The 22,613-nt window shown below is 50.9% G+C and carries 19 protein-coding genes; 6 read left to right on the top strand and 13 right to left on the bottom strand.

Going from position 1 to position 22,613, the window contains the following annotated elements; all coding sequences use genetic code 11:
• Nucleotides 1-10 precede the first annotated feature (10 nt).
• On the bottom strand, nucleotides 11-1,192 hold the full coding sequence (locus tag ACSFE6_RS00560; RefSeq protein WP_413705477.1) for an aromatic ring-hydroxylating oxygenase subunit alpha: 1,182 nt from the start codon (nucleotides 1,190-1,192) through the stop codon (nucleotides 11-13).
• Nucleotides 1,193-1,508: 316 nt separating this feature from the next.
• On the opposite strand from ACSFE6_RS00560, the gene ACSFE6_RS00555 reads away from it, so the two are divergent.
• Nucleotides 1,509-3,185, top strand: a complete 1,677-nt coding sequence (locus ACSFE6_RS00555; RefSeq protein WP_435425816.1) for a BCCT family transporter — start codon at nucleotides 1,509-1,511, stop codon at nucleotides 3,183-3,185.
• Nucleotides 3,186-3,297: 112 nt separating this feature from the next.
• On the opposite strand, the gene ACSFE6_RS00550 is transcribed toward ACSFE6_RS00555, so the two are convergent.
• The gene (locus ACSFE6_RS00550; protein WP_413704856.1) at nucleotides 3,298-4,212 is read right to left on the bottom strand and encodes a LysR substrate-binding domain-containing protein; all 915 of its coding nucleotides are present in this window, start codon (nucleotides 4,210-4,212) and stop codon (nucleotides 3,298-3,300) included.
• Nucleotides 4,213-4,665: 453 nt separating this feature from the next.
• On the opposite strand from ACSFE6_RS00550, the gene yddG reads away from it, so the two are divergent.
• Complete coding sequence (gene yddG, locus ACSFE6_RS00545) at nucleotides 4,666-5,565, top strand: aromatic amino acid DMT transporter YddG (protein ID WP_435425815.1); 900 nt, start codon at nucleotides 4,666-4,668, stop codon at nucleotides 5,563-5,565.
• Nucleotides 5,566-5,635: 70 nt separating this feature from the next.
• Here the strand turns inward: yddG and ACSFE6_RS00540 are convergent, their stop codons facing one another.
• From ACSFE6_RS00540 to ACSFE6_RS00505, 8 genes are all read right to left on the bottom strand, one after another.
• The gene (locus tag ACSFE6_RS00540) at nucleotides 5,636-6,268 is read right to left on the bottom strand and encodes a GntR family transcriptional regulator (protein WP_435425814.1); all 633 of its coding nucleotides are present in this window, start codon (nucleotides 6,266-6,268) and stop codon (nucleotides 5,636-5,638) included.
• Between the two features lie 119 nt (nucleotides 6,269-6,387).
• Nucleotides 6,388-7,524: an FAD-binding oxidoreductase gene (locus ACSFE6_RS00535; RefSeq protein ID WP_435426016.1), complete on the bottom strand. Its 1,137-nt coding sequence runs from the start codon at nucleotides 7,522-7,524 to the stop codon at nucleotides 6,388-6,390.
• Nucleotides 7,525-7,533: 9 nt separating this feature from the next.
• Nucleotides 7,534-8,790 carry an aromatic ring-hydroxylating oxygenase subunit alpha gene (locus ACSFE6_RS00530; protein ID WP_413705475.1) on the bottom strand — a complete coding sequence of 419 codons (1,257 nt, stop codon included), beginning with the start codon at nucleotides 8,788-8,790 and terminating at the stop codon, nucleotides 7,534-7,536.
• A gap of 137 nt (nucleotides 8,791-8,927) precedes the next feature.
• Entirely contained in the window at nucleotides 8,928-9,872 is a 945-nt protein-coding gene (locus tag ACSFE6_RS00525) for a LysR substrate-binding domain-containing protein (RefSeq protein WP_435425813.1), read from the bottom strand.
• A gap of 78 nt (nucleotides 9,873-9,950) precedes the next feature.
• On the bottom strand, nucleotides 9,951-11,174 hold the full coding sequence (gene choV / locus ACSFE6_RS00520; RefSeq protein ID WP_435425812.1) for a choline ABC transporter ATP-binding protein: 1,224 nt from the start codon (nucleotides 11,172-11,174) through the stop codon (nucleotides 9,951-9,953).
• On the bottom strand, nucleotides 11,171-12,019 hold the full coding sequence (gene choW, locus ACSFE6_RS00515; protein WP_413704851.1) for a choline ABC transporter permease subunit: 849 nt from the start codon (nucleotides 12,017-12,019) through the stop codon (nucleotides 11,171-11,173). Before choW ends, choV begins: the two co-directional genes overlap by 4 nt.
• 573 nt (nucleotides 12,020-12,592) lie before the next feature.
• Complete coding sequence (gene dddP / locus ACSFE6_RS00510; protein WP_435425811.1) at nucleotides 12,593-13,939, bottom strand: dimethylsulfonioproprionate lyase DddP; 1,347 nt, start codon at nucleotides 13,937-13,939, stop codon at nucleotides 12,593-12,595.
• 569 nt (nucleotides 13,940-14,508) lie between these two features.
• Complete coding sequence (locus tag ACSFE6_RS00505; RefSeq protein WP_413704848.1) at nucleotides 14,509-15,420, bottom strand: LysR substrate-binding domain-containing protein; 912 nt, start codon at nucleotides 15,418-15,420, stop codon at nucleotides 14,509-14,511.
• A 113-nt stretch (nucleotides 15,421-15,533) separates the two neighbouring features.
• On the opposite strand from ACSFE6_RS00505, the gene ACSFE6_RS00500 reads away from it, so the two are divergent.
• The gene (locus tag ACSFE6_RS00500; protein WP_413704847.1) at nucleotides 15,534-16,241 is read left to right on the top strand and encodes a TetR/AcrR family transcriptional regulator; all 708 of its coding nucleotides are present in this window, start codon (nucleotides 15,534-15,536) and stop codon (nucleotides 16,239-16,241) included.
• Complete coding sequence (locus ACSFE6_RS00495; protein ID WP_413704846.1) at nucleotides 16,231-17,016, top strand: pyrroline-5-carboxylate reductase family protein; 786 nt, start codon at nucleotides 16,231-16,233, stop codon at nucleotides 17,014-17,016. Before ACSFE6_RS00500 ends, ACSFE6_RS00495 begins: the two co-directional genes overlap by 11 nt.
• 43 nt (nucleotides 17,017-17,059) lie before the next feature.
• Here the strand turns inward: ACSFE6_RS00495 and ACSFE6_RS00490 are convergent, their stop codons facing one another.
• Genes ACSFE6_RS00490 through ACSFE6_RS00480 form a run of 3 tightly spaced genes read right to left on the bottom strand, consistent with a single transcriptional unit; the run spans nucleotide 17,060 to nucleotide 20,722 of the window.
• On the bottom strand, nucleotides 17,060-17,443 hold the full coding sequence (locus tag ACSFE6_RS00490; protein ID WP_413704845.1) for a VOC family protein: 384 nt from the start codon (nucleotides 17,441-17,443) through the stop codon (nucleotides 17,060-17,062).
• A 57-nt stretch (nucleotides 17,444-17,500) separates the two neighbouring features.
• On the bottom strand, nucleotides 17,501-18,625 hold the full coding sequence (locus ACSFE6_RS00485; protein ID WP_435425810.1) for an S-(hydroxymethyl)glutathione dehydrogenase/class III alcohol dehydrogenase: 1,125 nt from the start codon (nucleotides 18,623-18,625) through the stop codon (nucleotides 17,501-17,503).
• 60 nt (nucleotides 18,626-18,685) lie between these two features.
• Complete coding sequence (locus ACSFE6_RS00480) at nucleotides 18,686-20,722, bottom strand: FAD-dependent oxidoreductase (protein ID WP_435425809.1); 2,037 nt, start codon at nucleotides 20,720-20,722, stop codon at nucleotides 18,686-18,688.
• 200 nt (nucleotides 20,723-20,922) lie between these two features.
• Between ACSFE6_RS00480 and ACSFE6_RS00475 the strand changes: the two genes are divergently transcribed.
• Together ACSFE6_RS00475 and ACSFE6_RS00470 are read left to right on the top strand one after the other, a co-directional pair.
• Nucleotides 20,923-21,672 carry an electron transfer flavoprotein subunit beta/FixA family protein gene (locus tag ACSFE6_RS00475; protein ID WP_435425808.1) on the top strand — a complete coding sequence of 250 codons (750 nt, stop codon included), beginning with the start codon at nucleotides 20,923-20,925 and terminating at the stop codon, nucleotides 21,670-21,672.
• Nucleotides 21,672-22,607, top strand: a complete 936-nt coding sequence (locus ACSFE6_RS00470; protein WP_435425807.1) for an electron transfer flavoprotein subunit alpha/FixB family protein — start codon at nucleotides 21,672-21,674, stop codon at nucleotides 22,605-22,607. The genes ACSFE6_RS00475 and ACSFE6_RS00470 overlap by 1 nt, the downstream gene beginning before the upstream one ends.
• Nucleotides 22,608-22,613 lie beyond the last annotated feature (6 nt).

Here is a 22,613-nt window from a genome sequence, read left to right as displayed (position 1 = left end):
AATCCTCGGCTTAAGCCTTCTCGTTGCTGTTGAGCAACTGGCGTGCGGCCCACTTGTGGAAGTAGTGAGTCGGTAAATCCATTTCTGGTGAGAAGGCTCCGCCGTTGTAACCAGGCGAGCTGCGGCCTTTTTGCATTCCTTCAACAGAAGCAATGTCTTCGGCGAACACCACTCGCCAGGATTCCATGACAGCCTTTCGAGCGGCTTCGTAATGCGGGCTGAGAGCCTCGTCGCCTACGAAGAACAAGCGCAGATGTTCAATCGTCTTACCCGGAGCAACCGGCTCAAGCATCATCGCGAAGGCGTGGTCGGCCTGGATACCCAGCAGTACGTTAGGGAAGAACGACACATACTCGGCGTTGCGCATGCGATCAGCCGGCCAGGACGGGAAAGTCGGCAGGTGGGTGCCGGCTACGTCCGACAGGTTGTAGGCAAGGCTACCTTGACCAGCGAACTGGTCGAAAATGATGTTGTAGTGGTCTTCCAGGCGGGAATAGCTGTTAAGGCTTGGGTGAATCCATGGCAGGTGATAGGCCTCACAGTAGTTCTCTACCGCGAGTTTCCAGTTGCAATTGACTTCGATCGACATCTTGCCACCGTCGGATTCGCGGCGCATCAGATCCATACCATCGTGTCCAAGGAACTGCACCCAACGTTCGGTCAACGGGGCCAGCGCCTCTTCCAGTGGCGGGGCATCTCCGGAAAGATTGATAAACACCATGTCCATCCAGATTGCACTGCGCAGTGGCTTAAGACCGTGCTTCTCGCATGCGAAGCGCTCGTCCTTGTGTTGGTTGATGCCGCCAACGTGAGGAGTGCCGCGCAGAGCGCCATTAAGGTCGTAAGTCCAAGAATGGTATGGGCAACGAATCATCCCTTGAATAGTGCCGGCTTCTTGTACCAGCTTGACTCCGCGGTGGCTGCAGACGTTATGGAACACCTGAACCTGGCCTTCGCGGTTGCGCATAATCAAGAGCGGCAGCCCCATGAAATCCACAGGTTTGACGTACGCGTTCGTTGGCAGATCAGTAGCAAAACCGATGCATGCCCAATTGCGGCCCAGAACTTGGTCTCTGTCCAATTCGAAGAAAGGTTGCTCGGTATAGAAATCGTTAGTCAGACCATGGGCCTGCTCGATAGGAGCAAGAACAGCTTCCAGGCTTTTTACAGGGATGAGGTTGGCGATGCCCATTATTTTTGTCTCCAGATCGCACGGTTGATCGGCCTTAAACGGCCTTTGGCTGGAGTAATTGTTTAGGGCAGGACAGATCCCGACAAACCATTTTTCTTCCTGGATTGATGAGAAAAAGTCAGTCATGAATTTACGTGACATCCTCCATTGTTTTGCACTTTTTGAAAGTCTATGCATGCGCTTTTCTCATCAATTAATGAGATTAAATGGTTTGTTGAGTTTAGGTTCCGTCGCTCATTGTTAATCGCGCAATCCTCGGGTTGCGGACAATCAAATCCCATACGGCGCTGCACTACAAAAACAAGGGAGATAGCCGATGCGTGCTACAAGTGGCCTATTCAAAGGCCTCAATCCAACCGTAACCGTTGTTTCGGTTGCAATAGTTATGGCCTTCGTTCTGCTTTGTGCCTTGAAAGGTGATCAGGCTGCCGCGGTGTTCAAGACGGCCTCCGATGCCATCCTCGAAAATTTCAAATGGTTTTATCTGGCCGTGGTGAGTGGTTTGCTCGGTGTACTGTTGATACTTGCGTTCAGCCGTTTCGGCACCCTTAAGCTGGGCCGTGAGAACGATAAGCCGGAATTCAGTTTCGGGGCGTGGATATCCATGCTTTTCAGTGCTGGCATGGGTATCGGACTCATTTTTTGGTCGGTCGCCGAACCAGTACTTCACTATGCAAGCAACCCGTTCAGCCCTGGGCTAACCAACGAAGCTGCAACCGTAGCTATGCGCCTGACGCTTTTCCATTGGGGCCTTCATCCTTGGGCCATATTCACCACAATTGGCCTTAGTCTCGCGTATTTCGCCTATTGCAAAGGCTTACCGCTGGCACTGCGTTCCGTTCTTTACCCGTTGATAGGCAACCGCATCTATGGGCCGATTGGCCATACAGTCGATATCCTAGGTGTGGCAATCACCGCGTTCGGAGTTTCCCAATCGTTGGGTCTGGGTGTCGTACAAATCAATACTGGTCTAAACCAAGTATTCCAAGTGCCGGTGAATATCGGTCTTCAGTTGAGCATTATCGCTTTGGTGACGATGATCGCTGCCGTCTCGTTAGTAGCCGGACTTTCAAAGGGTATGAAGCGACTGTCCACGCTGAACATGTGGATTTCCTTTGGGCTGATGCTGGTGGTGCTCTGGCTAGGGCCGACCCGTTACATCCTCAATTTCTTTTTTGAAGCCACAGGTGACTATGCCCAGCACATCGTTGGCTTAAGCTTTTGGACGGATACGCAGGCCGATACACAATGGCAGAACAGCTGGACTGCCTTTTACTGGCCGTGGTGGATGACCTGGGGGCCTTTCGTTGGTCTGTTCATCGCGCGTATCTCCCGTGGTCGTACCATCCGCGAACTTATCGTTGGTGCTCTGGTTGTACCTACATTGGTGACGATACTGTGGATGTCAGTATTTGGCGGTTCGGCACTGAAGGATGAGCAACAAGCCCGCCAGGCACACGCTCAACTGCCAGTAGCCGAGCAAACGGAAGCAGCACCTTTCAAAGGCGGAGTCGTGCTCCAGTCTACTCAGAAAGAAACCACTTCAGCCATGTTCACCTTGCTTGAGCGTCTCGATGGGCCAGTCGTGGGTGGGATACTGTGTGTCATCGTCTGCCTGTTGCTATCGGTGCATTTCATTACCGCTGCGGATGCCGGAACTCAGGTGTTATGCATGCTCAATTCCGTAGGCTGCACCAATCCGCCTAATTGGATTCGCGTGCTTTGGTGTTTCCTGGAGGGAGCGATCGCTGCAGGACTATTGCTAGCCGGCGGACTGATCGCGATCCAGATGGCGAGCATCATCATCGGTCTGCCCATTGCCTTTTTCCTGCTCATTACCGGTTACAGTCTTGTGCGGAGCCTGCGGGTCGATACGATGACCACCGCTAAAGGCCAAGTCATGGGCCCGACCGTAAATGACCCGATCGTCGATCCTTACGGAGTCAAACAGGGTAATTTTCCAGCAATGATGTCTTCCCATGAGCTCGCATAAAACTCCCCAATGAGATGAGCCGCGCTGGCGGCTCACGACAATCATCGAATGCGACACGCCATCGATGGAAAAGTCTCAATGGTGTTTAGTGGCTGTCCTTAGCCCGTCCTCATCATGCGTTAACCGTTTCCGCTAAATGGGCCATCAACCATTCGCGGAAACGGCTAACGCTTTGTCTGTTCGGAGCTCTGCCTTGGGGTTCAAGTAGGAAAAACTGAGCATCAGTCATCAACGTGGCTTGTGTAGGCCGCACGAGTTCGCCGGTCTGCAGATAATTGCCGAGCAGGCTAGACCAGGCCAACGCAATGCCTTGGCCTGCTAGCGCTGATTGGATCAGCATGGAGTAGCTGTTTATATCAATGCGCCGTCTAGGTTCCGGTGCCACATGCCCCAGGCGCTCGAACCATTCCTTCCATCCGATCCAATCGCGTCGCGGATCCTCTAGCCATAGCCAAGTGCAGGAGCCGAGTTGATCAAGGTCACTAATCTGTGGGTGTTGAGCTAGGAAGGAGGGACTGCAAACCGGAAAAATTTCCCCGCTGAACAGCGGAGTTACCTTCATGTTCTGCGGCGGGGTACTGCAATAGTAAAGTGCGAGATCGCAGTCCAGTCGCGAAAAGTCTTCGACTTTGTCGTTGGTAATGATGCGTAGATCGATTTCTTCGTTCTGACGTTGGAATTCCGATACAAGCGGAAGTAGCCACAACGATGCCATTGCCGTGGTGGTGATAACAGTTACTTGCTGAGCTCCTCGCCAGTGGCGAACACCAGCGGTAGCGTGGACGATTTGCTGCAAAGTGGCACGAACGCTTTCGTAGTACTGACTGCCAGTGGTGGTCAGATTGATTTCACGGGTCGAGCGCACAAAAAGCGGGGTGCCCAAGTAGTCTTCAAGTACGCGTATCTGGCGGCTGATCGCACCTTGAGTGACGTTCAGTTCACGTGCTGCCAGGGTAAAGCTCAAGTGGCGAGCAGCGGCCTCGAACGCCACGAGACTGTTCAGTGGCGGCAGGGGTTGCAGTTTCATCAGGTTCGGTCACTGTATTATATGTTTTATGTAGCGTTCAGAGATTGTGCAGAAGGCAGTGAGCAGTAGCTACTTTTTTAGAGGTCTAGTGCTAGTTCTTCGACGCTCGGTATAGATCTTCGTCACAGGTACGGGCTTAAGGTCTGGCACTGGTCACGCAATTCATAGCATCTGTCCACTCGCGTTCATTGAGTATTCACATTTCGACGTTTTTATGCGCTTTCATGACTCGTATTCATTTGACTTGCCTCAATGCATTCGAACAGACGCATGCTGCGACATTGATCCTGGTAGCAATGAGTCAGGCGTATTTTTACTGCCTTTTGACCGAGCGTTGGAGGCAAGCGATTGGCTGCCAATCCGCAGCAAAAATTTCATAATGAGGCGCGTGGCTATGACTCTAGCCTGCAGCAAAAGTTTTTTAGTCGAATTCTGTGTTGGGTTTAAGGGGGAATGCCGGTGACGATGAGTGGGGAACACGCAAAAGGAAATATGTACGGTTTTGGCGCCATTCTCCTTTGGAGTGCAATGCCTCCGCTTATTCGTTTAGTTAGCGAAGATATCGGCCCATTGATCGGTGCAGCTTTAATGTTTTCGGCCGCAAGCGTGCTGATGATTTTGCTAAACGGATGGACGCCGCTAAAGAAATTCCCTTGTTCGTATCTAATTGTGGGTGGAATCCTGTTTGTCAGCTATGAAGTGGGTCTCGCTTTGGCGCTAGGTTTCGCACAAGACCGGAAACAAGCCATCGAGGTAGGGTTGGTCAATTATTTATGGCCATGTTTTACCCTGCTTCTGGCGGTCTTGTTAGGGCAGCGTAATGCTAATTTTTTTCTGCTAGTCCCCGGTCTGCTGATCTCGCTGTTCGGGGTTGGCTGGATATTGAGTGAGGGGCGCGGACTTTCTATTGAGTTAATAATGGCCAATGCAGCAGTTAACCCATTGAGTTATGGCTTGGCATTAGTGGGGGCGGTTATATGGGCAGTGTACTGCTGTGTGGTAAAGCGCATTTCCAAAGGAGCGGATGCGACAGCTTTATTTTTTATCGCTACAAGTCTAGCTCTGTGGGTAAAATATTTACTCGGCGATTACAGCGTCGTAAGCATAAAGCCACTGGCATTAGTGGAGTTGGTGAGTGCCGCTACGATAATGGCGCTAGGCTACATGGGATGGAATAAAGGACTATCGACTGGCAATTTGCTTTTTCTGGCAGCGGTCTCTTACCTAGCCCCCGTTTTTTCTTCGTTGATGAGTACAATAATTCTAAGCACCGCATTGCAAATGTACTTTTGGCAGGGAGCATCCTTAGTAACGTTCGGGTCACTGTTTTGCTGGTGGGCGACACGACGTTGAAAATGTCGTGTGATAATTTTTTTTTTTAGGCATGACTTAAAGTTTAACAGAGTTGTCAGGTTAACAGTTTTTACCATGCCTGGCGGGATAGCTCGAAGTGCTTAGGTATCAATTTTACGATTGAGTCCTCCTCGTGCTTTTCTATGGCTTCTATAAACATATCATGGTGTTCTGCTGCCAGTTTGCGTCGGGCGTCCATTTCGGAGGTCTCAAGACGATAAAAATTATGGCTCATTCGCACATCATCAATCAGCAAGCGTTCATAGCTAGGTTGCAAATAATGGTTGTCTGACATTTGACCGATTATAGAATGGAATCGATGTTCTTCGACAATTAATCCATACACGTCCCTTGTTGATAAGGCTTTCCGGAACCGTTGCTGTGCTTGTTTCAAGTCTTGAATTTGTGCAGGCAATACATTCCGAATCGCAAGTCGACCTATCGCCGAGTAAATCATTGGAGCAACCGAGATCAGGTCACTTATCGTCGAGGGTTTCAGAGGCTTTACGCGAGCGCCACGTCTTTCCTCAATCTCAATGTAACCTTCTCCAGCGAGTAGTCTGAGAACTTCTCGAGTCGGTGTACGTGAAATATGGTACTGCTCACTGAGTGAAAACTCGTCCAGGGAATGGGCTTGGTCGAACTCCATGGTGAGGATTTTTTGTTTTAACTCTATATAAAGAGCGTATTTTTCGTTTTGCACTTATGATCTCAACATGCTCTAGTAAAACTTTTTTTAGGTCGGTGTGTAAAGGCATCTGGAAGTCGTCGCGGATAATAAAGTGCGGGGAGATGGCGGTTCTCCCCACGACCTCAAAGCTTTTATAGATCAACCACCAAATCTGAAGTTGGTTTGCTACAACAGAGCAAGCGAAGGCCCTTGTCTATTTCACGCTGCCTAATTCCCCCGTTATGATTCATCTCAACTGTACCTTTTAAAAGAGCTGTTTTGCATGTTCCGCAAACTCCTTGGGTGCAGGAAGAGGGCACGATTGCACCAGCTTTTTTCGCAGCAGCAAGCACCGTCTGACTACCCGACATGCTGAAAGTCTTTCCCGAGCGCGCTAGCGTCACAGTAAATACGTCCTGCTGATCTAGCGAAGGTATTTGCTCGATCAGTGGTTCTTCATTCAATACCGAAATATCGAAGCTTTCCTGATGATAATGCTCGAAATCAAATTCTCCTTCCTTAAGCAGTGACTTCACCGCATCCATGTAACCTTGCGGGCCACATGTGAAAATTTCTCGTTCCTTAAAGTCGGGAACCTGTTGATGTAACAGTGGTAAATTTAGTCTTCCGATCGGTTGCTGCCATCCCGTGGTATCACCGTGTCCTTCGCAAATGCTGATGACTCGTAAACCAGGCATGCTGGCTTGCATGTTCAGCAATTCCTCATGGAAAATAATATCTACAGGAGTTCGTGCACTATGTATGAAGACAATGTCGAGATTTGCTGCCATGTCGTAGACAGCTCGGGTCATTGACATCAAAGGTGTTACACCAGAACCAGCGGACAGATACAACAATTTTTTTGCAGGGTGGCCTACGGGAGTAAAACTTCCCGTGGGGCCAGAAGCTCGTAGGGTATCTCCGGGATTAAGATTGTCGTGCAGCCAGTTTGACACAGCCCCACCGGGTACGCGTTTTACCGTAATGGAGAACGCGAAAGGCCGGGTAGGGGATGACGACACGGTGTAACACCGAGCTACGGTCTGCTCCGCAATGATTGGTGAAATGGTTATGAACTGACCTGGCTCGAAACTGAGCGCGCTGAAGTCAGCGCACCTAAAGATGAACGTCTTTACGTCATGCGTTTCCTGTCGTACCGCGCAACATTGCAATGTTTTCTGTTCACCGCTATTCCACTGTGAGCCAAACGTGCCCCAAGTCTCTGCATCGGTAAAACGCTCAACGGCACCAGCGGTAACGGGCAGCGATAACTTTTCATAAGTAGTCATGTTCATGCCTCACACGCCATGCGCGGCCAAGCGCGCGGCATACCAGCGAGAGAACTGGTCTACATAGGATTCGGTGAACTCGGAGAATGGCCCAGGCGTATAACCAGGATCTTGAGTACCGCTATAGGTGATTCCAACCAAGTTGGCATCTTGCATATTTGTTGCGGCCCATACCACGGTCAGGTTATCAACTTGATAGTCGACGCCCTCGATAGCGTCTGCGTGTACGAGCCACTTAGTACGAACCAATGTTTTATCGGGAGCCAACGGGATGATGTATGACACTACAGCATGGTCACTCATGATGTGTGTCCACGAGTTATGCGTCCAAAGGTGCATATCACCCAAATCACGTCGCGTGAGGTTGCCAAACAGACGTGAGCAAGCGACACGAGTATCTAGTGTTTGAGATTCGCCATTTCCCGCAATTACCAATCTCTGAGAGCGAAATTGAGTTACTGCATCTTCGCTCAAATGCTCGATTGCGTCACAGATATAGCCTTCACTCTCCCAGTTTTTTTTGGTTTCGTCATTGCGGAGATGATATTCCTTAAGCGCCTGAAGGGAGTCTTCACCGAGGCCATCCGTGCAAAATCCGAAATCCTCAGGTAAGAAAGACGCGGTCAGTTCAGGATGAGTGCCGGCGCAATGATAACATTCGCGGTTGTTCTCCATTACCAATTTCCAATTGCCGTTCTCGATAATCTCCGATTCGTGGGCAATTTTCGAATTGCAGATATCGTATTGAGCAAAGCGTGGTGTCATAATCTGATCAAGATATGAAATGTCTTGTGGTGGCACTTCGCCTAAACATACAAAAACATGTGTGCCAACAACCTTTGTATGTACCGGGATCAAGCTTTTGCACTTAGGGTCAAAGTTCTGTCCCATGTGCGCCGCATGTTTAAGGCTTCCATCTAAATCATAAGTCCATTGATGATACGGGCAAACCAACATGCCTACCGTCGATTTGCCTGCCTGTTTCAAACGAGCCCCGCGATGACGGCATACATTACGAAAGGCCTGCACTTGCTCGTCTTCATCACGCACTAAGAGGATTGAAGACTTTCCGATATCGATTGTAGATACGTCACCAGGCTCGGGAATGTCGGATGTAACTCCGACTAGGATCCAGTGTTTTGTGAAAAAAATATCTACGTCGGTCTCAAAAATATCCTGCCGACCAAACAATTCGCCCGGCATACCATGTCCTGGGGTGCGATCGGCAAGAAGTTCGCGATGCGTTTTCACAGCTGTAATAGTCATCATCGGTCTCGCTCAAACTAATAGTCTATAAGTGGCGGCAGATTCTGTATCAAAGTAGGTCGTCATTTTTTCAATCCGCTCGCGATCGCATTGCTTGGCGAAGTGCGAACAAGCGGTATTGAATTCGTGCCAACATCTCAATGCTTTAGCTGGCTGTCTTCTCGCAGCCAATCAATAAGCGTATACGTCAAAGGTTTTGGTTCTCGACCATTTGGAATTACCATGTAATAAGCCTCTTTTGGCTTAACAGCGTATGGGGTTATTCTTACAAGGTCACCACTGTTGAGAAGGTGTGAGACCATTCGGCCCCAACCTAATGCAATTCCATGTCCTAAAGTTGCAGCTTGAATCGTATCGTTATAAGAGCTGCAGCGAAGAATATTAGTCAGTTTGGGGCGCGTATCTCCTAGTTCTCGGCACCAGCTATTCCAGGTTAGCCAACCGTCAAGAGTTGCGTCTGAGTCAATGAGCTCCATGCGCGAAAAATCAACTATCGATGTCGGGGCTGGGTTTGCTGCTAGCCAACAGGGTGAGCAGACAGGGAATACCTCCTCATCGAATAAAAAAATTGAGTTTCCATCGTCCCATTTCCCGTTGCCATACCGAATTACTAAATCGACGTCATCGCGATGGAAGTCCGGGGTCAGCATCTGCGTAAATAATCGCAATTTTAATTTAGGTTCAATTGCACGCAACATGCTCAATCTTGGAAGAATTCTAAACTGAGAGAATGCTGAAGTGCATGCAAGAACGATTTCTTGTTCTTGGTCATAAATTCCCTCAGCGATTTTGTCGTATACGCTTGCCATTCGATGGATAGATGCTGCTACCGCCGAATGAAGGATACAACCCTCGCTAGTCAACTTGATCGCGCGATGAAGGCGATGAAACAGTTTCGTCTCTAGGGTGTCCTCTAGTAACTTAACTTGTTTACTCACCGCCGCTTGCGTCACTCCCAATTCTTGAGCCGCCAACGTAAAGCTGCTGAGCCTTGCCACCGCTTCGAACTCAAGCAAAGCGTTCATGGAAGGTATTAGCCGTCGATAGCCTTTAACTGTTTTATTTATTTCGCTGGGTTGCATATGCACGCTCCAGGGCTCATATCGAATTTGCAGCAGTAAGCTTGCGTTGCGACGCCGACTTCGGCATCGCTGGCCTAATTATGCAACCGAGGACTCTTCCAGTGCTCCGAGTGGAACAGGTGGTGATACGTTATGTCCGAGTAATGCCCGATACAGTTCGCCATCACCCAAGACGCCAAGAACAGCGTGGCTCTCATCTTGTACAATCAGTGGGTGTCCAGTTTCGTAGCGGATCTGAAGTGCATCTCTCATGCTAGTGTCTGGCGATATCAAAGTTACTTGCCGACGCAAGGTCTCGATACCTTTTGTTGGATTCCATGCTTGCGGCTCCACAGCGATAGCACCGCGTCGAATACTTTCTAAGCGACGGGATTGTCCTACTACCATCCAGAGGTTTTGAGTGGTATCCAAGCAATATTCATCACGAGCGAAAACGCATTGGCCCAGTTCGGTCATCAAGCTCTTTGCACACAGCACATTCAATGGATTGGTATGAGCGACGAAATTGCGTACGTAGTCATCGGCCGGATTTAGCACAATCTCTTCGGGCTTGCTGTATTGAATAATTTTGCCGTCTTTCATGATGGCAATTCGCGTGCCCAGTTTAAGTGCTTCGTCCAGGTCATGACTAACGAACACGATTGTCTTATGCAGCTTGCGTTGCAGATCAAGCAGCTCGTCTTGAAGACCTTGTCGAATTAGCGGATCGAGGGCAGAGAAGGGCTCATCCATCAACAGAATATCTGCATCCATCGCTAATGCGCGAGCTAGACCTACGCGTTGTTGCATACCCCCCGATAGCTCATCCGGCCTCTTGTTGCGCCATTGTGTCAAACCCACCAGTTCAAGCTTTTCATCGACCAGCTTACGTCGTTCAGCCTCCGGGCGATTTTGCATTTCCAAGCCGAAGCTGATGTTCTCGCGAACTGTGAGCCAAGGCATAAGGGCGAATTTTTGGAACACCATGGCGATACGCTTGGTGCGCATCATTTTCAGCTCTGCCGGGGTGCAAGACGCAATGTTGATTTGCGAACCTTCATGCTCGACGAACAGCTTGCCGCGGCTTACGGTGTTGAGGCCGTTAATACAGCGCAACAAACTTGATTTTCCTGAGCCCGATAGGCCCATAAGCACGCAGATTTCACCTTTATTGATTTCCAGGTTTGCCTTTTCCACGCCCACAACCAGGCCTGTTTTTTTAAGGATCTCAGGGCGCGAAAGGCCTTGATCCAGCAATTCAAGAGCGTGTTTCGGGCGATTGGAGAAGATGACGTCGACATCTTCAAAACGGATGATGCTCATACGTCACCTCTTTTCATGGTTACTCGTTGCTTGCAGATGCGATCGAGCGTGATAGCTAAGAGCACGATGGATAGGCCTGCTTCGAAGCCCAGTGCTATGTCGGCAGTGTTCAACGCGTTTACTACAGGTTTGCCGAGGCCGTCTGCACCAACCAGGGCAGCGATCACCACCATCGACAGTGACAACATGATGCACTGAGTGATGCCAGCAGCGATGCTAGGCATGGCGTGAGGCAGTTCAATACGGGACAACAGTTGGCGACGTGAGCAGCCAAAGGCCTTTCCAGCATCCATCAACTCTTCTGGAACATCACAGATCCCCAGGTAGGTCAGACGTATTGGTGCGGCAATGGCAAATACCACTGTGGAAATCAATCCCGGAACTACCCCCAGACCGAAAAGGGTTAGGGTTGGAATCAGATAAACAAAGGTGGGCACAGTTTGCATTAGATCGAGTATCGGTCTTAGGGCCGCATAGAACCAGGGGCGATGTGCCGCGACGATGCCTAAAGGGACACCGATGATTACGCATACAAGAGTGGCGAATGAAACTTGAGCAAGAGTCTCCATCGTTTCTTGCCAATAGCCAAGATTAAATATCAATAAAAATGAGGCGGCAACAAAGATTGTGAGGCTGATCTTGCGTTGGATGTAATAAGCCAATGAAGCAAAAATAACTATCAAGGCTAAGGGGTTGAACCATAGAAGGCCTTGAGTGAAAGCAGTTATGATTCCAGACAGCGACGAAGATATGAAGTCAAATACTCCTGCACCATGCTGAGTTAACATATCGACAAACTGGGCGATGTGTTCACCCAAAGGAAGCTTTTCTTGTGTAATCCACATATCACTAATCCGCTTAATGGAAGAAATGACTCACGAACACGATCGTCCGGGGGGCTAGGAAAATACAGTCGCTCCTATTACTCGGCTTGTTCGAGAATTCAGTTGTCGCTATGGGACGCCTAGCTACCTGGCGGTAATTAGTCTTTGATTTGATATGATCATCTTCTGCCTCTTTTCAAACGGTTGATTTTTAATTTGCTTGGGTAACAGGCAGCACGAGGCGGCCCCGCGATGAATTCGCGATAGCAGTTATCAATGTTTGGGCAGTCGATGAATAACAGGTGGAAGGCTTAACAAAGCTAATAGCCCCGGCATTCTTTGACCGGATGTTAAGCGACTTCAGGAGAGGTCTAATCTTGTTCATTATGGCGGCTCGCTTTTGTTGTAGTTGGGAGTCCTTGCCTGAGGTGGATATTTATATAAAATCGCCGAGCCGACAAACTATTTTATCTCAATAGCTTATGATAATTTGTAATAAACTGGCTCGACTGACTGATTTGGGCTTCTTGAAACCTGCACATAGCCGTTTCAGGCTGCGTATTACAGGAGAAGCTTGCATTAGCTTAAAAAGGTTCAATCACGCAGGAAGCTGTCATCGAAAGGGTATCGCGTTAGCAATTCATAGCCGTCATCGGTTACTAGCAACTGGTTCTCCAGCTTGATTCCATCGCGCCCACCCACTTCACCAATATAGGCCTCCACACACAAAGCCATGCCTGCTTGCAGCTCGCCTTCGTATCCATAAGATTTGACGTCTTCCGGGTAGCGGATACATGGGTACTCATCACACAATCCGACGCCATGGAACATTACCCCGTAACGCTGGGCGCGGCACGATTCGGGCAGTCGATGAGCCTTGGCGGTCAGCTCAGTGAAGCGCACGCCTGGTTTGATAAGGTCGCTATTTCGGGTGATATGCTCGTGAGCAATTCGATAAAGGCGCTTCTGCTCGGCGGTTGGCTCAACGCCCCCGCAGATCCAACTGCGTGACATGTCTACGCACATCCCGTAAGTGCCGATCAGATCAGTGTCGAACGATAACAGGTCGCCGTCGCTCAATACCCGTGGGCCGGACTCCTGATACCAAGGGTTGGTGCGCGGGCCGGAGCTGAGAATGCGCGTCTCGATCCATTCCCCGCCACGGCGGATGTTGCCAGAGTGCAGAACAGACCAAATGTCATTTTCAGTGGCGCCGGCTCGCAGAGCTTGATGCATTTCGGCCACGGACGCCTCGCACGATGCCACTGCGCAGCGCATAGCCTTGATCTCTTCGGGGCCTTTGATCACTCGGGCCAATTCAGTGATCTCCTGGCCGCTGCAGATATTTACATCCAGGGCATCGAGAGCACGGACTCCTGCGACTTCGATGCGGTCAATCGCAAGGCGACGATTGGTTCCGGCATGTTGGCGCAAGAGATCATCAATCTGGGCAGCGAAATGTCGAGCGTGCTCATCCGTGCGCTCACCGGTTTCGAAATAAAAGAAAGACGCACCGCTGCGTAGCTCGCTGACCAGCGGTAAATGCGCAGATAGGTGATCACAACCATGGAAATCCCACAGCACCATGTATCCGCTGGCTGCAATGAAACACGCCCTCGCCGGATTGTGGGAAGTCCATAGCTGCATATTTGTAGAGTCAGTGGCGTAGCGAATATTCAGTGGGTCGAATAGAAGAATGCCGGCCAAATCGCGAGAGATCAGTTGTGCGCAAATGCGCTGCAGACGATATTCGCGCATGGAGGGTAGGTGTGGCGGCTGTAATCCTATTTGCGCCCATTCAGCGAAAGCTAGGGGCGTGGGGCCTATCTCTACGCGGTCATTATCCTCGATGGTTCCATCGGCCTTTAGCTGGGAAGCTCGCCGCCTGGCGGGGTCAATGCGCCGTGTGTTGGAAGGGATCGAATAAGGTGAAATTGTCATTAACGTAGTCCTTTTTTATTATGGCGAACAGCCGAGCTCTACTCGTTGGAAGTTTGATTGGTCGCTTGTTTGTAGTGGACTCTATAAATTATCGGCATACAGAAACATGCCGCTGTTTGAGTCTTGGCGTTAGTGTGACTTAGAAGGTGCTGCGTGCATGCGCCAAGCTATTACAATATGACGGTGTGTTTTCTCATGGTGTTAATGGTAATGGGGGAGTGTTTTTCTCATTCTGATGCAAAGCAGGCACTGTTGTCGCTACGATAGCGCTGGGCGAGTCAATGCAATCGCTTGTGGTTGGAATGTGGTTATGTTGCTTGTTTTTGAGAGTGGTTGTGGGCCAATAGTCCGGGCGCAAGGAAATCTGCACCTGGCGCTGGCGATAATAAGGACTTAACGTGAAAATTATCCCGTTCTCTTCAGGGTGGTGAGATCCTTGCGAAAGGACGTCTGACTTATGTTCCATGATGGTGATCCACTTTTTAAGTTGCTTATTTCCACCTCAAGGAAAGTATTTATATAGCTTATGCTTTTCTAGCAAGTCATTTTATCTCATTACTATATGAGATTTATTCATTAATTGCCTTTGCTTGTTCCATGAGCCACTCCCGAAACCGTCTGACAACGTACTGATTGCCGTCCCGTCCGGGGTGTTCCAAAAGACAAAACTTTGCATCCGTTTGCAGAACATTGTCGACCGGTTTGACCAAGGCACCAGTTTCTAGATGATCTCCAACCAGATGCGACCACGCTAAGGCTATACCCTGTCCTATCAGAGCCGATTGAATCAGCATCGAATAGTTATTGATGTTCACTCGGTGCCGCGGTGCTCGAGTTTCATAGCCCAATCGGTCAAACCATTCTGGCCAACCGATCCAGTCGGTTTGAGGATCATCCAACCATAGCCATGTCGCAGTATCGAGTTGATCAATGTTCCGTATTTGAGGGTGTCTTTCCAGGTAGTCTCTGCTGCAAACTGGAAAGACCTCTTCTGAAAACAATGGTGTAACGATCATATCCGACGGCGCGGTGCGGCAGTAATACAGTGCAATATCGCAATCGAGGCGAGAATAGTCCTTGACGCGATCATAGGCCACGATTCGAAGGTCGACGTCTTCGTTCATACGTTGAAAATCTGCAACCTTTGGAAGCAGCCAGAATGAGGCCATGGCTGAACTGGTCATGACTGTGATTTGACGCCCAGATTGCCAGCGTCGAATTTCTTCGGTGCCTTTAGCAATCTCCTGCAGCATCAAATGTACAGTCCCGTAATACCGCCGACCCACTGGATTCAGGCTGACTTCACGGGTACTTCTTTCGAACAAGCTTTCGCCAAGGTAATCCTCTAGCAGCCTTATCTGCCGGCTAATGGCCCCCTGGGTTACGTTCAGTTCTTTTGCGGCGCCAGTGAAGCTCAAATGGCGAGCTACAGCCTCGAAAACGACCAAGCTATTGAGAGGTGGCAACGGCTGGATTTTCATGATGCTTGATCTCAAGGCGCCGAGGCGGGAAGTCAACCAAATGTACTCAGGTGTACATTTATAGGACATGAGAGTACAGTAAAACTACAAAAAATTGAAGAAGGTGAAACGACATGTCCCAGATCGGGAAGGGGCGTAATAAGGCTCAGGATACAGGATGGCGCGGGTCGCCTGAGGGGTGGCTAGAAGCCGCTTACGACGTTTTAAAGGAGTCGGGCATCGATGCCGTTCGGGTTATGCCGCTAGCCAAGCGTCTTGGTCTATCACGAACCAGTTTCTACTGGTTCTTCGAAGATCGGGAGCAGTTGCTTGCTGCCTTACTTTCACGTTGGCGCGAAACCAATACCGGTGGGTTGATTCGACAATGCGAAAGCTATGCGGAGAGTATTTCCGAGGCGATCCTTAATGTCTTTGAATGCTGGCTCAATCCACAACTATTCGACTCGCAATTCGAGTTCGCAATCCGTAGCTGGGCGCTTCAGTCAAATGAGGTTGCTGCAGAGGTCTCTATCGTTGACGAGCAACGAATGAGTGCTCTAGCCAGCATGTTCAAGCGCTTCGGCTACGACAGCAATGGCGCTGATGCGCGGGCCCGAACGATTTATCTTACTCAAATCGGCTACATCACTATGAACACGAGTGAGTTGATCACCGTGCGTTTCGCACGCATCCCTCATTACGTCAGTATTTTTACCGGGAAGGTGCCTAAGCAGCGTGAGCTGGATCGTTTCTACGGGAAGTTCGGTTATGCCGAAACGGAACCTGGGACTTTCGTCCCTTTGACGGACACCTTCGAGGAGGCGGCTGCCAATGATCAGTGAAACGATAGGTATCATTGGCGGAACGGGTTGGTTAGGTGGATCGATCGCAAAGGCGGTGTTGGCGAATGCATTGTTACCAGCTGAGAATTTGGTCATTTCGAACCGATCAGGTGACCATCCCTTGGCACAACATGGCGCTTGCCTGGTCACGGATAACCAGGAATTAGTGGATCGCAGCGATCTGGTGATAATTGCGGTTCGACCTGAGCACTTCGCCAGCCTCAATATCAATGCTACTGGCAAAACAATCGTATCCCTGATGGCCGGGATTCCGGCACAGACTATTGTTGCGCAGACCTCGGCTTCGGCTGTCGTACGGGCGATGCCAAACGCCGCGGTAGAAATCGAACAGTCTTTTACGCCTTGGTATTGTTTTGGGGAGCTTGATGCGACCCTGAAGAGCCTCGTGCAGCGTTTGTTCGAGTGTGTGGGCACAGCTGCTGAGGTTCAGGAAGAGGGCTTCATTGATTATCTATCGGCGCTCTCCGGCACCGGCCCTGCCTTTCCCGCTTTACTGATGACCGCACTTGCGCACCAGGCGATTATTGCCGGCATACCTTCTGATATAGCGCAACTTGCCGCAAAAAATGTTGTTGTTCATAGCAGCCAGCTTCTGGCCACGCGCGACGCTCAGGAAATGATTGATGCCTTGGTTGGATACCGGGGTGTGACGGCAGCCGCTTTGCAGTCGATGACTCTTGGTCATTTTGAGGAGCAGATTGGTAGAGCTCTGCAAAAGGGAGCTTCTGTTGCTCGGAAAGGGCTTCAATCTTAATAGACCGAAGCCCCCTCCCTTAAGAGGGCTTCGGTGAGCCTATTTACACCGCTTTAAAGCAGTAAACGGCCAGTTTGTTTCCATCCGCATCACGAGCGTAAGCAGCATAGGCATTTTCTGCCCAGCCACGAGGGCCTGGTTGGCCTTCACAAACGCCGCCATTCGCCAGCGCTACTTCGTGGAAAGCTTGAACTGCAGCTCGGTTAGGCGCTTCGAAGCTAACGGTGACACCGTTGCCGACAGTGGCCGGATTGCCGTTAGCAGGTTTAAGTACAAAGAACGAAGGCTTATCGACGCCCCAGATGGATCCGGCTTCGCCGAGATCCGCTACGCGATTGAGGCCGATCTCCTTCAAAACAACGTCATAGAACGCACGTGCTTTTTGCAAATCATTGGTGCCGACGGTTACATGAGTAAAAACGGACATCGTTGTTTCCTTTCTGTTGGTGGTGATTGTTTGCTCAGGTCTGAGAGCTGATGGATCTCAGAAATGGATGACGGTGCGAATGCTTTGCCCGGAATGCATCAGATCGAATGCTTCGTTGATTTCTTCCAGAGGCATGTTGTGGGTGATAAATGTTTCCAGTGGGATCTCTCCGCGGCTGGCTTTATCGACATAGCTAGGAAGTTCCGTGCGGCCCTTCACGCCGCCAAAGGCGCTGCCGCGCCACACACGGCCCGTGACCAGTTGGAAAGGGCGAGTGCTGATTTCTTGTCCCGCGCCGGCAACGCCAATGATGATCGACTCCCCCCAACCCTTGTGGCAGCACTCCAGTGCCGCACGCATCAGCTGTACGTTGCCGACGCACTCGAAGGAGTAATCCACACCGCCCTCGGTGAGATCGACGATGACGTCCTGGATAGGCTTGTCATGCTCTTTCGGATTTATGAAGTCCGTCGCGCCCAACGACATTGCAACGTCGCGTTTAGCGGGATTGATATCGACTGCGATAATGCGGCCTGCATTGGCCATCTTTGCGCCAATGATGGCGGCCAGACCAATACCCCCTAGCCCAAAGATCGCGACGCTAGCACCAGCTTCTACCTTGGCGGTATTGAGTACGGCACCAATACCGGTGGTCACTCCGCAACCGAGCAGGCAAACCTGATCCAGAGGCGCATCCTTAGGAATCTTCGCCAGAGAAATTTCAGGCAGTACGGTGTATTCGGAGAAGGTCGAGCAACCCATGTAATGGAAAAGCGGTTTGCCCTCATAGGAAAAACGTGAGGTGCCGTCCGGCATCAAGCCTTTGCCCTGGGTTGCCCTAACTGCTTGGCAAAGATTGGTCTTTCCGGAAAGGCAGAACTTGCATTGCCGGCATTCCGAGGTATAGAGCGGAATCACATGATCTCCAACTTGCAGGGAGGTCACTCCCTCACCAATTGCTTCTACTACACCACCACCTTCGTGCCCCAACACGCTGGGGAAAATACCCTCAGGATCGCTTCCCGAAAGTGTGAAAGCATCTGTATGGCAGACGCCAGTGGCGACGATACGAACTCGTACTTCCCCAGCCTTGGGTGGGGCTACATCGATGGTGACTAACTGCAACGGTTCATTGGGGGCGAACGCGACAGCAGCCCTTGACTTCAAGGTCTGTGCTGACATGGAAGAGCCTCATACTAAGTGTGAAAAATGCCCCTGAGCTATGAGTTCAGAGGCATGGTTTTAGATATCTTTCAGTAGTCGCAAAGCATCGTAGATGGCGGCATGAGTGTTGCGCGCTGAGACGGCATCCCCAATTCGGAATAGCTGAAAACGGCCTTCAGGGTTAGTAACAATAGTTTGGACTTTTCCAGCGATAAGGTTGTGCTGCTCAACCGCGCCGCCATTGCTCGAATGGGGTCGCAGATCGAAGTACAAATCGTCCAAAGGAATGGTGCCGTGGTTGATAACGACCTGATCAACCGTTCTCTGCTTGTGTACAGCGCCGTAATCACTGCCGAAGCTGGCAATCAACTTACCGTCGCGCTTTTCTACGGACTCCACTCGATACGTGACAGTAAAGGTAACGTCCAGGTCTTGCAGGCTGCGCATGTAAGGAACCAGGTTCATCGCCATCACCTCCGGCGAAAACGACCGATCAGGTGTAACGATCTCGACCTTGGCTCCACTGTTGGCGATGACTTCTGCAGCCTGCAATGCCGCGTGGTCGCCAGCGTCATCAAAAATCAGCACATTCTTTCCAGGCTTGACGTCGCCAGAGATGATGTCCCAAGTCGATACCACCAGTTCATTGCCCTGTTTGAGCACCTCGGTGTGAGGCAAGCCACCAGTGGCAACAATCACAACATCCGGATCTTCAGCCAGTACCGTTTCAGCCTCAGCCCAAGTGTTGAAATTGAACTTCACACCTAGGCGTTCGCATTGCACCATGCGCCAATCGATGATGCTGATCATTTCACGACGACGCTCACTAAGAGACGTCAACCGGATCTGCCCGCCAGGTTGGTCAGCAGCTTCGAACACTGTTACGTCGTGGCCGCGCTCACCGGCGACGCGTGCCGCCTCCAGGCCCGCCGGGCCGGTTCCGATCACTACCACCTTACGTTTGGTTAGCGCTTTAGGTATTTCGTGGGGCATGGTGGTTTCACGCCCAGTCGCAGCGTTATGGATGCAATAAGCGGCACCACCCTGATATATGCGATCCAGACAGTAGTTTGCCCCTACGCACGGACGGATCTCTTCCTCACGTTTTTCTATGATCTTGCGCACAATGTGCGGATCGGTCATGTGAGCACGAGTCATACCGACCATGTCGATCTTGCCGGAGGCGATGGCGTGGCGCGCGGTTGCGACGTCGGGAATCTTAGCCGCATGGAACGTTGGGAAACCTGTCGCTGCGCGAATTTCGCCAGCGAAATCCAAATGGGGTGAGTTTCGCATCCCTTGAATTGGGATCACGTCAGTCAGGCCTGCATCGGTGTCGATGTGCCCGCGCACCACGTTAAGAAAGTCAACCAAGCCGCTATCTTTGAGCATGTGCGAAATAGCAATGCCTTCCTGCGCCCCGAATCCCCCGGGCAGATCTTCGTCTCCCGTGTACCGCACTCCTAGAAGGAAATCCTCACCGCATTGCTTGCGGATGCCTCTCAAGATATCGAACGTAAAACGTAAACGATTTTCCAGGGAGCCGCCGTATGGGCCTTCCAGTTCGTTGGTCAACGGTGACCAGAACTGATCCATCAAATGTCCGTAGGCCTGAAGTTCCAAACCATCGAGACCCGCAGCTTTCATGCGTTCGGCGGCATCAACGTAATCTTTGATGATGCGCTCGACGTCCCATTCTTCCATCTTCTTAGGGAAGGCCCGGTGCGATGCTTCGCGGCGGTGAGATGGCGATACCACTGGCAGCCAGTCGGCTTTATCCCAACGGGTACGGCGGCCCAAGTGAGTCAGCTGAATCATCACGGCAGCGCCGTGTTCATGACACTCGTCGGTCAGATCCTTCATCCATCCAACCACTTCGTCCTTGTAAGCCAACACGTTGTTGAACACCGGCGGACTATCGCGCGATACCGAGGCGGAACCGGCGGTCATGGTCAATGCCACACCAGCCTTGGCGCGTTCGACGTGGTAGGCCCGATACAGCTCTTTGGGCATGCCGTCGACCGGATATGCCGGTTCGTGCGAGGTGGTCATGATGCGATTACGTAGTGTCAGGTTTTTGATCTTATAGGGTTGCAGCAAGGGATCGCTGGACATGTGTTGCGCTCCTGGAACAGAACATCAGGCTTGGTTTGACACAACGGTATGTCGAATGTTCACGTGTGTCAACGATTAGGACATAGGTGTACATTTTTCTTGCGTGACCAAAAAAGCAGGGATAACATCCAGACGAAACAGCGAATGGTTTGGCTGGTTCGCGTCAGTTATGCATTGATCCAGGAGTACCCGGGAGGACTATGAAAGTGCTCGTAGCTGTAAAACGCGCCATCGACCCGAACGTGAAGGTTCGCGTGAAAACTGATGGTTCGGACGTAGATCTGAACGGCGTAAAGATGTCCTTGAATCCGTTCTGCGAAATCGCAGTGGAGGAGGCGATTCGCCTCAAGGAAAAAGGAGTTGTGTCAGAGGTGGTGGTGGTTTCCGTCGGTACTTCTGCTGCTCAAGAGCAGTTGCGTACGGCGTTGGCTCTTGGTGCAGATCGAGCTCTTCTAGTCGAGACCAGCACGCTTCTTGAGCCGCTAAATGTTGCTAAGTACCTGAGCAAGGTTATCGATCAAGAGAAACCGCAACTGATCCTTTTTGGAAAGCAGGCCATTGACCAGGAGAACAATCAGACCGGGCAAATGGTTGCGCAGCTGATTGGTAGTGGTCAGGCCACCTTTGCCTCTGCGATCAGCTATGCCGATGGCAACTGGTTAGTCGAACGGGAGGTCGATGGTGGCAGCCAGACTGTGGAGCTTTCAGTGCCAGCAGTCGTTACCTGCGATTTACGTCTCAACGAACCGCGCTACGCATCATTGCCGAACATTATGAAAGCCAAGAAGAAGCCGCTTGAGATTCTTGCCGCTGACGGCCTGGGTGCAAGTGTGAAAGAGCACACTCGATTGCTAGAGGTTGCACCACCACCAGTTCGTAAAGCAGGCATCAAAGTCGGCTCGGTATCCGAACTCGTGGAAAAACTGAAAAACGTATCGGGGGTGATTTGATGCGCACACTGGTTATAGCCGAGCACGCAGCCGGACAGCTTACGGCGGGTACCTTAAGTGCTATCACTGCCGCTACAGAGTTGGGCCTAGAAACTGACCTGCTGGTTATTGGCGGGCAGGATGCTGTCGCAGCGGCGGAACAAGCTGCGTTTATCCAAGGAGTGCGTCGGACACTGCTAGCCCAAGGAGCAATGTTCGAGAAGATATTGCCTGAAAATGTTCAGCCACTGATTTCCTCAGTGGTGGCTGAGGGTTATACGCACGTACTCGCTGATGCAAGCAGTTTGGGCCGTAGTGTATTGCCACGGGTCGCGGCGAGCTTGGATGTAGGAATGCTTTCGGACGTCAGCAAAATTGTATCCGTGGATACCTTCCAGCGACCCATTTATGCAGGCAATGCTATCGCCACATTTCAATCTCTTGACCCCGTTAAATTACTCACTATTCGCTCATCGGCTTTCGCTCAGGCAACGTCACAGCAGAATCGTGGTGATGTCACCGCTGTCGATGGCGGAAAAATCGCTACGAATGTTCGCTTTGTAGGCGAACAGCTAACGATTAGCGAAAGGCCTGAATTATCGAGCGCTCGTGTAGTGGTTTCTGGTGGGCGCGGAATGCAAAGCAAAGAAAATTTTGCGTTGGTTGAGCGTGTAGCAGACAAGCTTGGCGGAGCCGTAGGTGCATCGCGTGCAGCAGTGGATTCTGGGTTTGCACCCAACGACCTGCAAGTCGGACAGACGGGGAAAATCGTCGCGCCGGAGTTGTATATCGCCGTTGGCATAAGCGGAGCCATTCAACACTTAGCAGGTATGAGTGGTTCAAAGGTAATCGTTGCGATTAACCAGGACGCAGAGGCCCCAATCGCCCAAGTGGCAGACTACATGTTGGTTGCGGATCTCTTTGAGGCATTGCCGGCGCTCGAAAAAGAGCTGTGAATGGCG

It is taken from the genome of Pseudomonas baetica (assembly GCF_051216495.1).
GTDB lineage: Bacteria > Pseudomonadota > Gammaproteobacteria > Pseudomonadales > Pseudomonadaceae > Aquipseudomonas > Aquipseudomonas baetica_B.
Note: the sequence above shows the minus strand (reverse complement) of the source record. Positions and strands in the feature narration are given on the sequence as shown.

Excerpts from the sequence above, each read along its gene's own strand:
- ACSFE6_RS00560 (WP_413705477.1), bottom strand. The coding sequence starts at position 1,192 with ATGGGCATCGCCAACCTCATCCCTGTAAAAAGCCTGGAAGCTGTTCTT.
- ACSFE6_RS00555 (WP_435425816.1), top strand. The coding sequence starts at position 1,509 with ATGCGTGCTACAAGTGGCCTATTCAAAGGCCTCAATCCAACCGTAACC.
- ACSFE6_RS00550 (WP_413704856.1), bottom strand. The coding sequence starts at position 4,212 with ATGAAACTGCAACCCCTGCCGCCACTGAACAGTCTCGTGGCGTTCGAG.
- yddG (WP_435425815.1), top strand. The coding sequence starts at position 4,666 with ATGCCGGTGACGATGAGTGGGGAACACGCAAAAGGAAATATGTACGGT.
- ACSFE6_RS00535 (WP_435426016.1), bottom strand. The coding sequence starts at position 7,524 with ATGACTACTTATGAAAAGTTATCGCTGCCCGTTACCGCTGGTGCCGTT.
- ACSFE6_RS00530 (WP_413705475.1), bottom strand. The coding sequence starts at position 8,790 with ATGACTATTACAGCTGTGAAAACGCATCGCGAACTTCTTGCCGATCGC.
- ACSFE6_RS00525 (WP_435425813.1), bottom strand. The coding sequence starts at position 9,872 with ATGCAACCCAGCGAAATAAATAAAACAGTTAAAGGCTATCGACGGCTA.
- choV (WP_435425812.1), bottom strand. The coding sequence starts at position 11,174 with ATGAGCATCATCCGTTTTGAAGATGTCGACGTCATCTTCTCCAATCGC.
- choW (WP_413704851.1), bottom strand. The coding sequence starts at position 12,019 with ATGTGGATTACACAAGAAAAGCTTCCTTTGGGTGAACACATCGCCCAG.
- dddP (WP_435425811.1), bottom strand. The coding sequence starts at position 13,939 with ATGACAATTTCACCTTATTCGATCCCTTCCAACACACGGCGCATTGAC.
- ACSFE6_RS00505 (WP_413704848.1), bottom strand. The coding sequence starts at position 15,420 with ATGAAAATCCAGCCGTTGCCACCTCTCAATAGCTTGGTCGTTTTCGAG.
- ACSFE6_RS00500 (WP_413704847.1), top strand. The coding sequence starts at position 15,534 with ATGTCCCAGATCGGGAAGGGGCGTAATAAGGCTCAGGATACAGGATGG.
- ACSFE6_RS00495 (WP_413704846.1), top strand. The coding sequence starts at position 16,231 with ATGATCAGTGAAACGATAGGTATCATTGGCGGAACGGGTTGGTTAGGT.
- ACSFE6_RS00490 (WP_413704845.1), bottom strand. The coding sequence starts at position 17,443 with ATGTCCGTTTTTACTCATGTAACCGTCGGCACCAATGATTTGCAAAAA.
- ACSFE6_RS00485 (WP_435425810.1), bottom strand. The coding sequence starts at position 18,625 with ATGTCAGCACAGACCTTGAAGTCAAGGGCTGCTGTCGCGTTCGCCCCC.
- ACSFE6_RS00480 (WP_435425809.1), bottom strand. The coding sequence starts at position 20,722 with ATGTCCAGCGATCCCTTGCTGCAACCCTATAAGATCAAAAACCTGACA.
- ACSFE6_RS00475 (WP_435425808.1), top strand. The coding sequence starts at position 20,923 with ATGAAAGTGCTCGTAGCTGTAAAACGCGCCATCGACCCGAACGTGAAG.
- ACSFE6_RS00470 (WP_435425807.1), top strand. The coding sequence starts at position 21,672 with ATGCGCACACTGGTTATAGCCGAGCACGCAGCCGGACAGCTTACGGCG.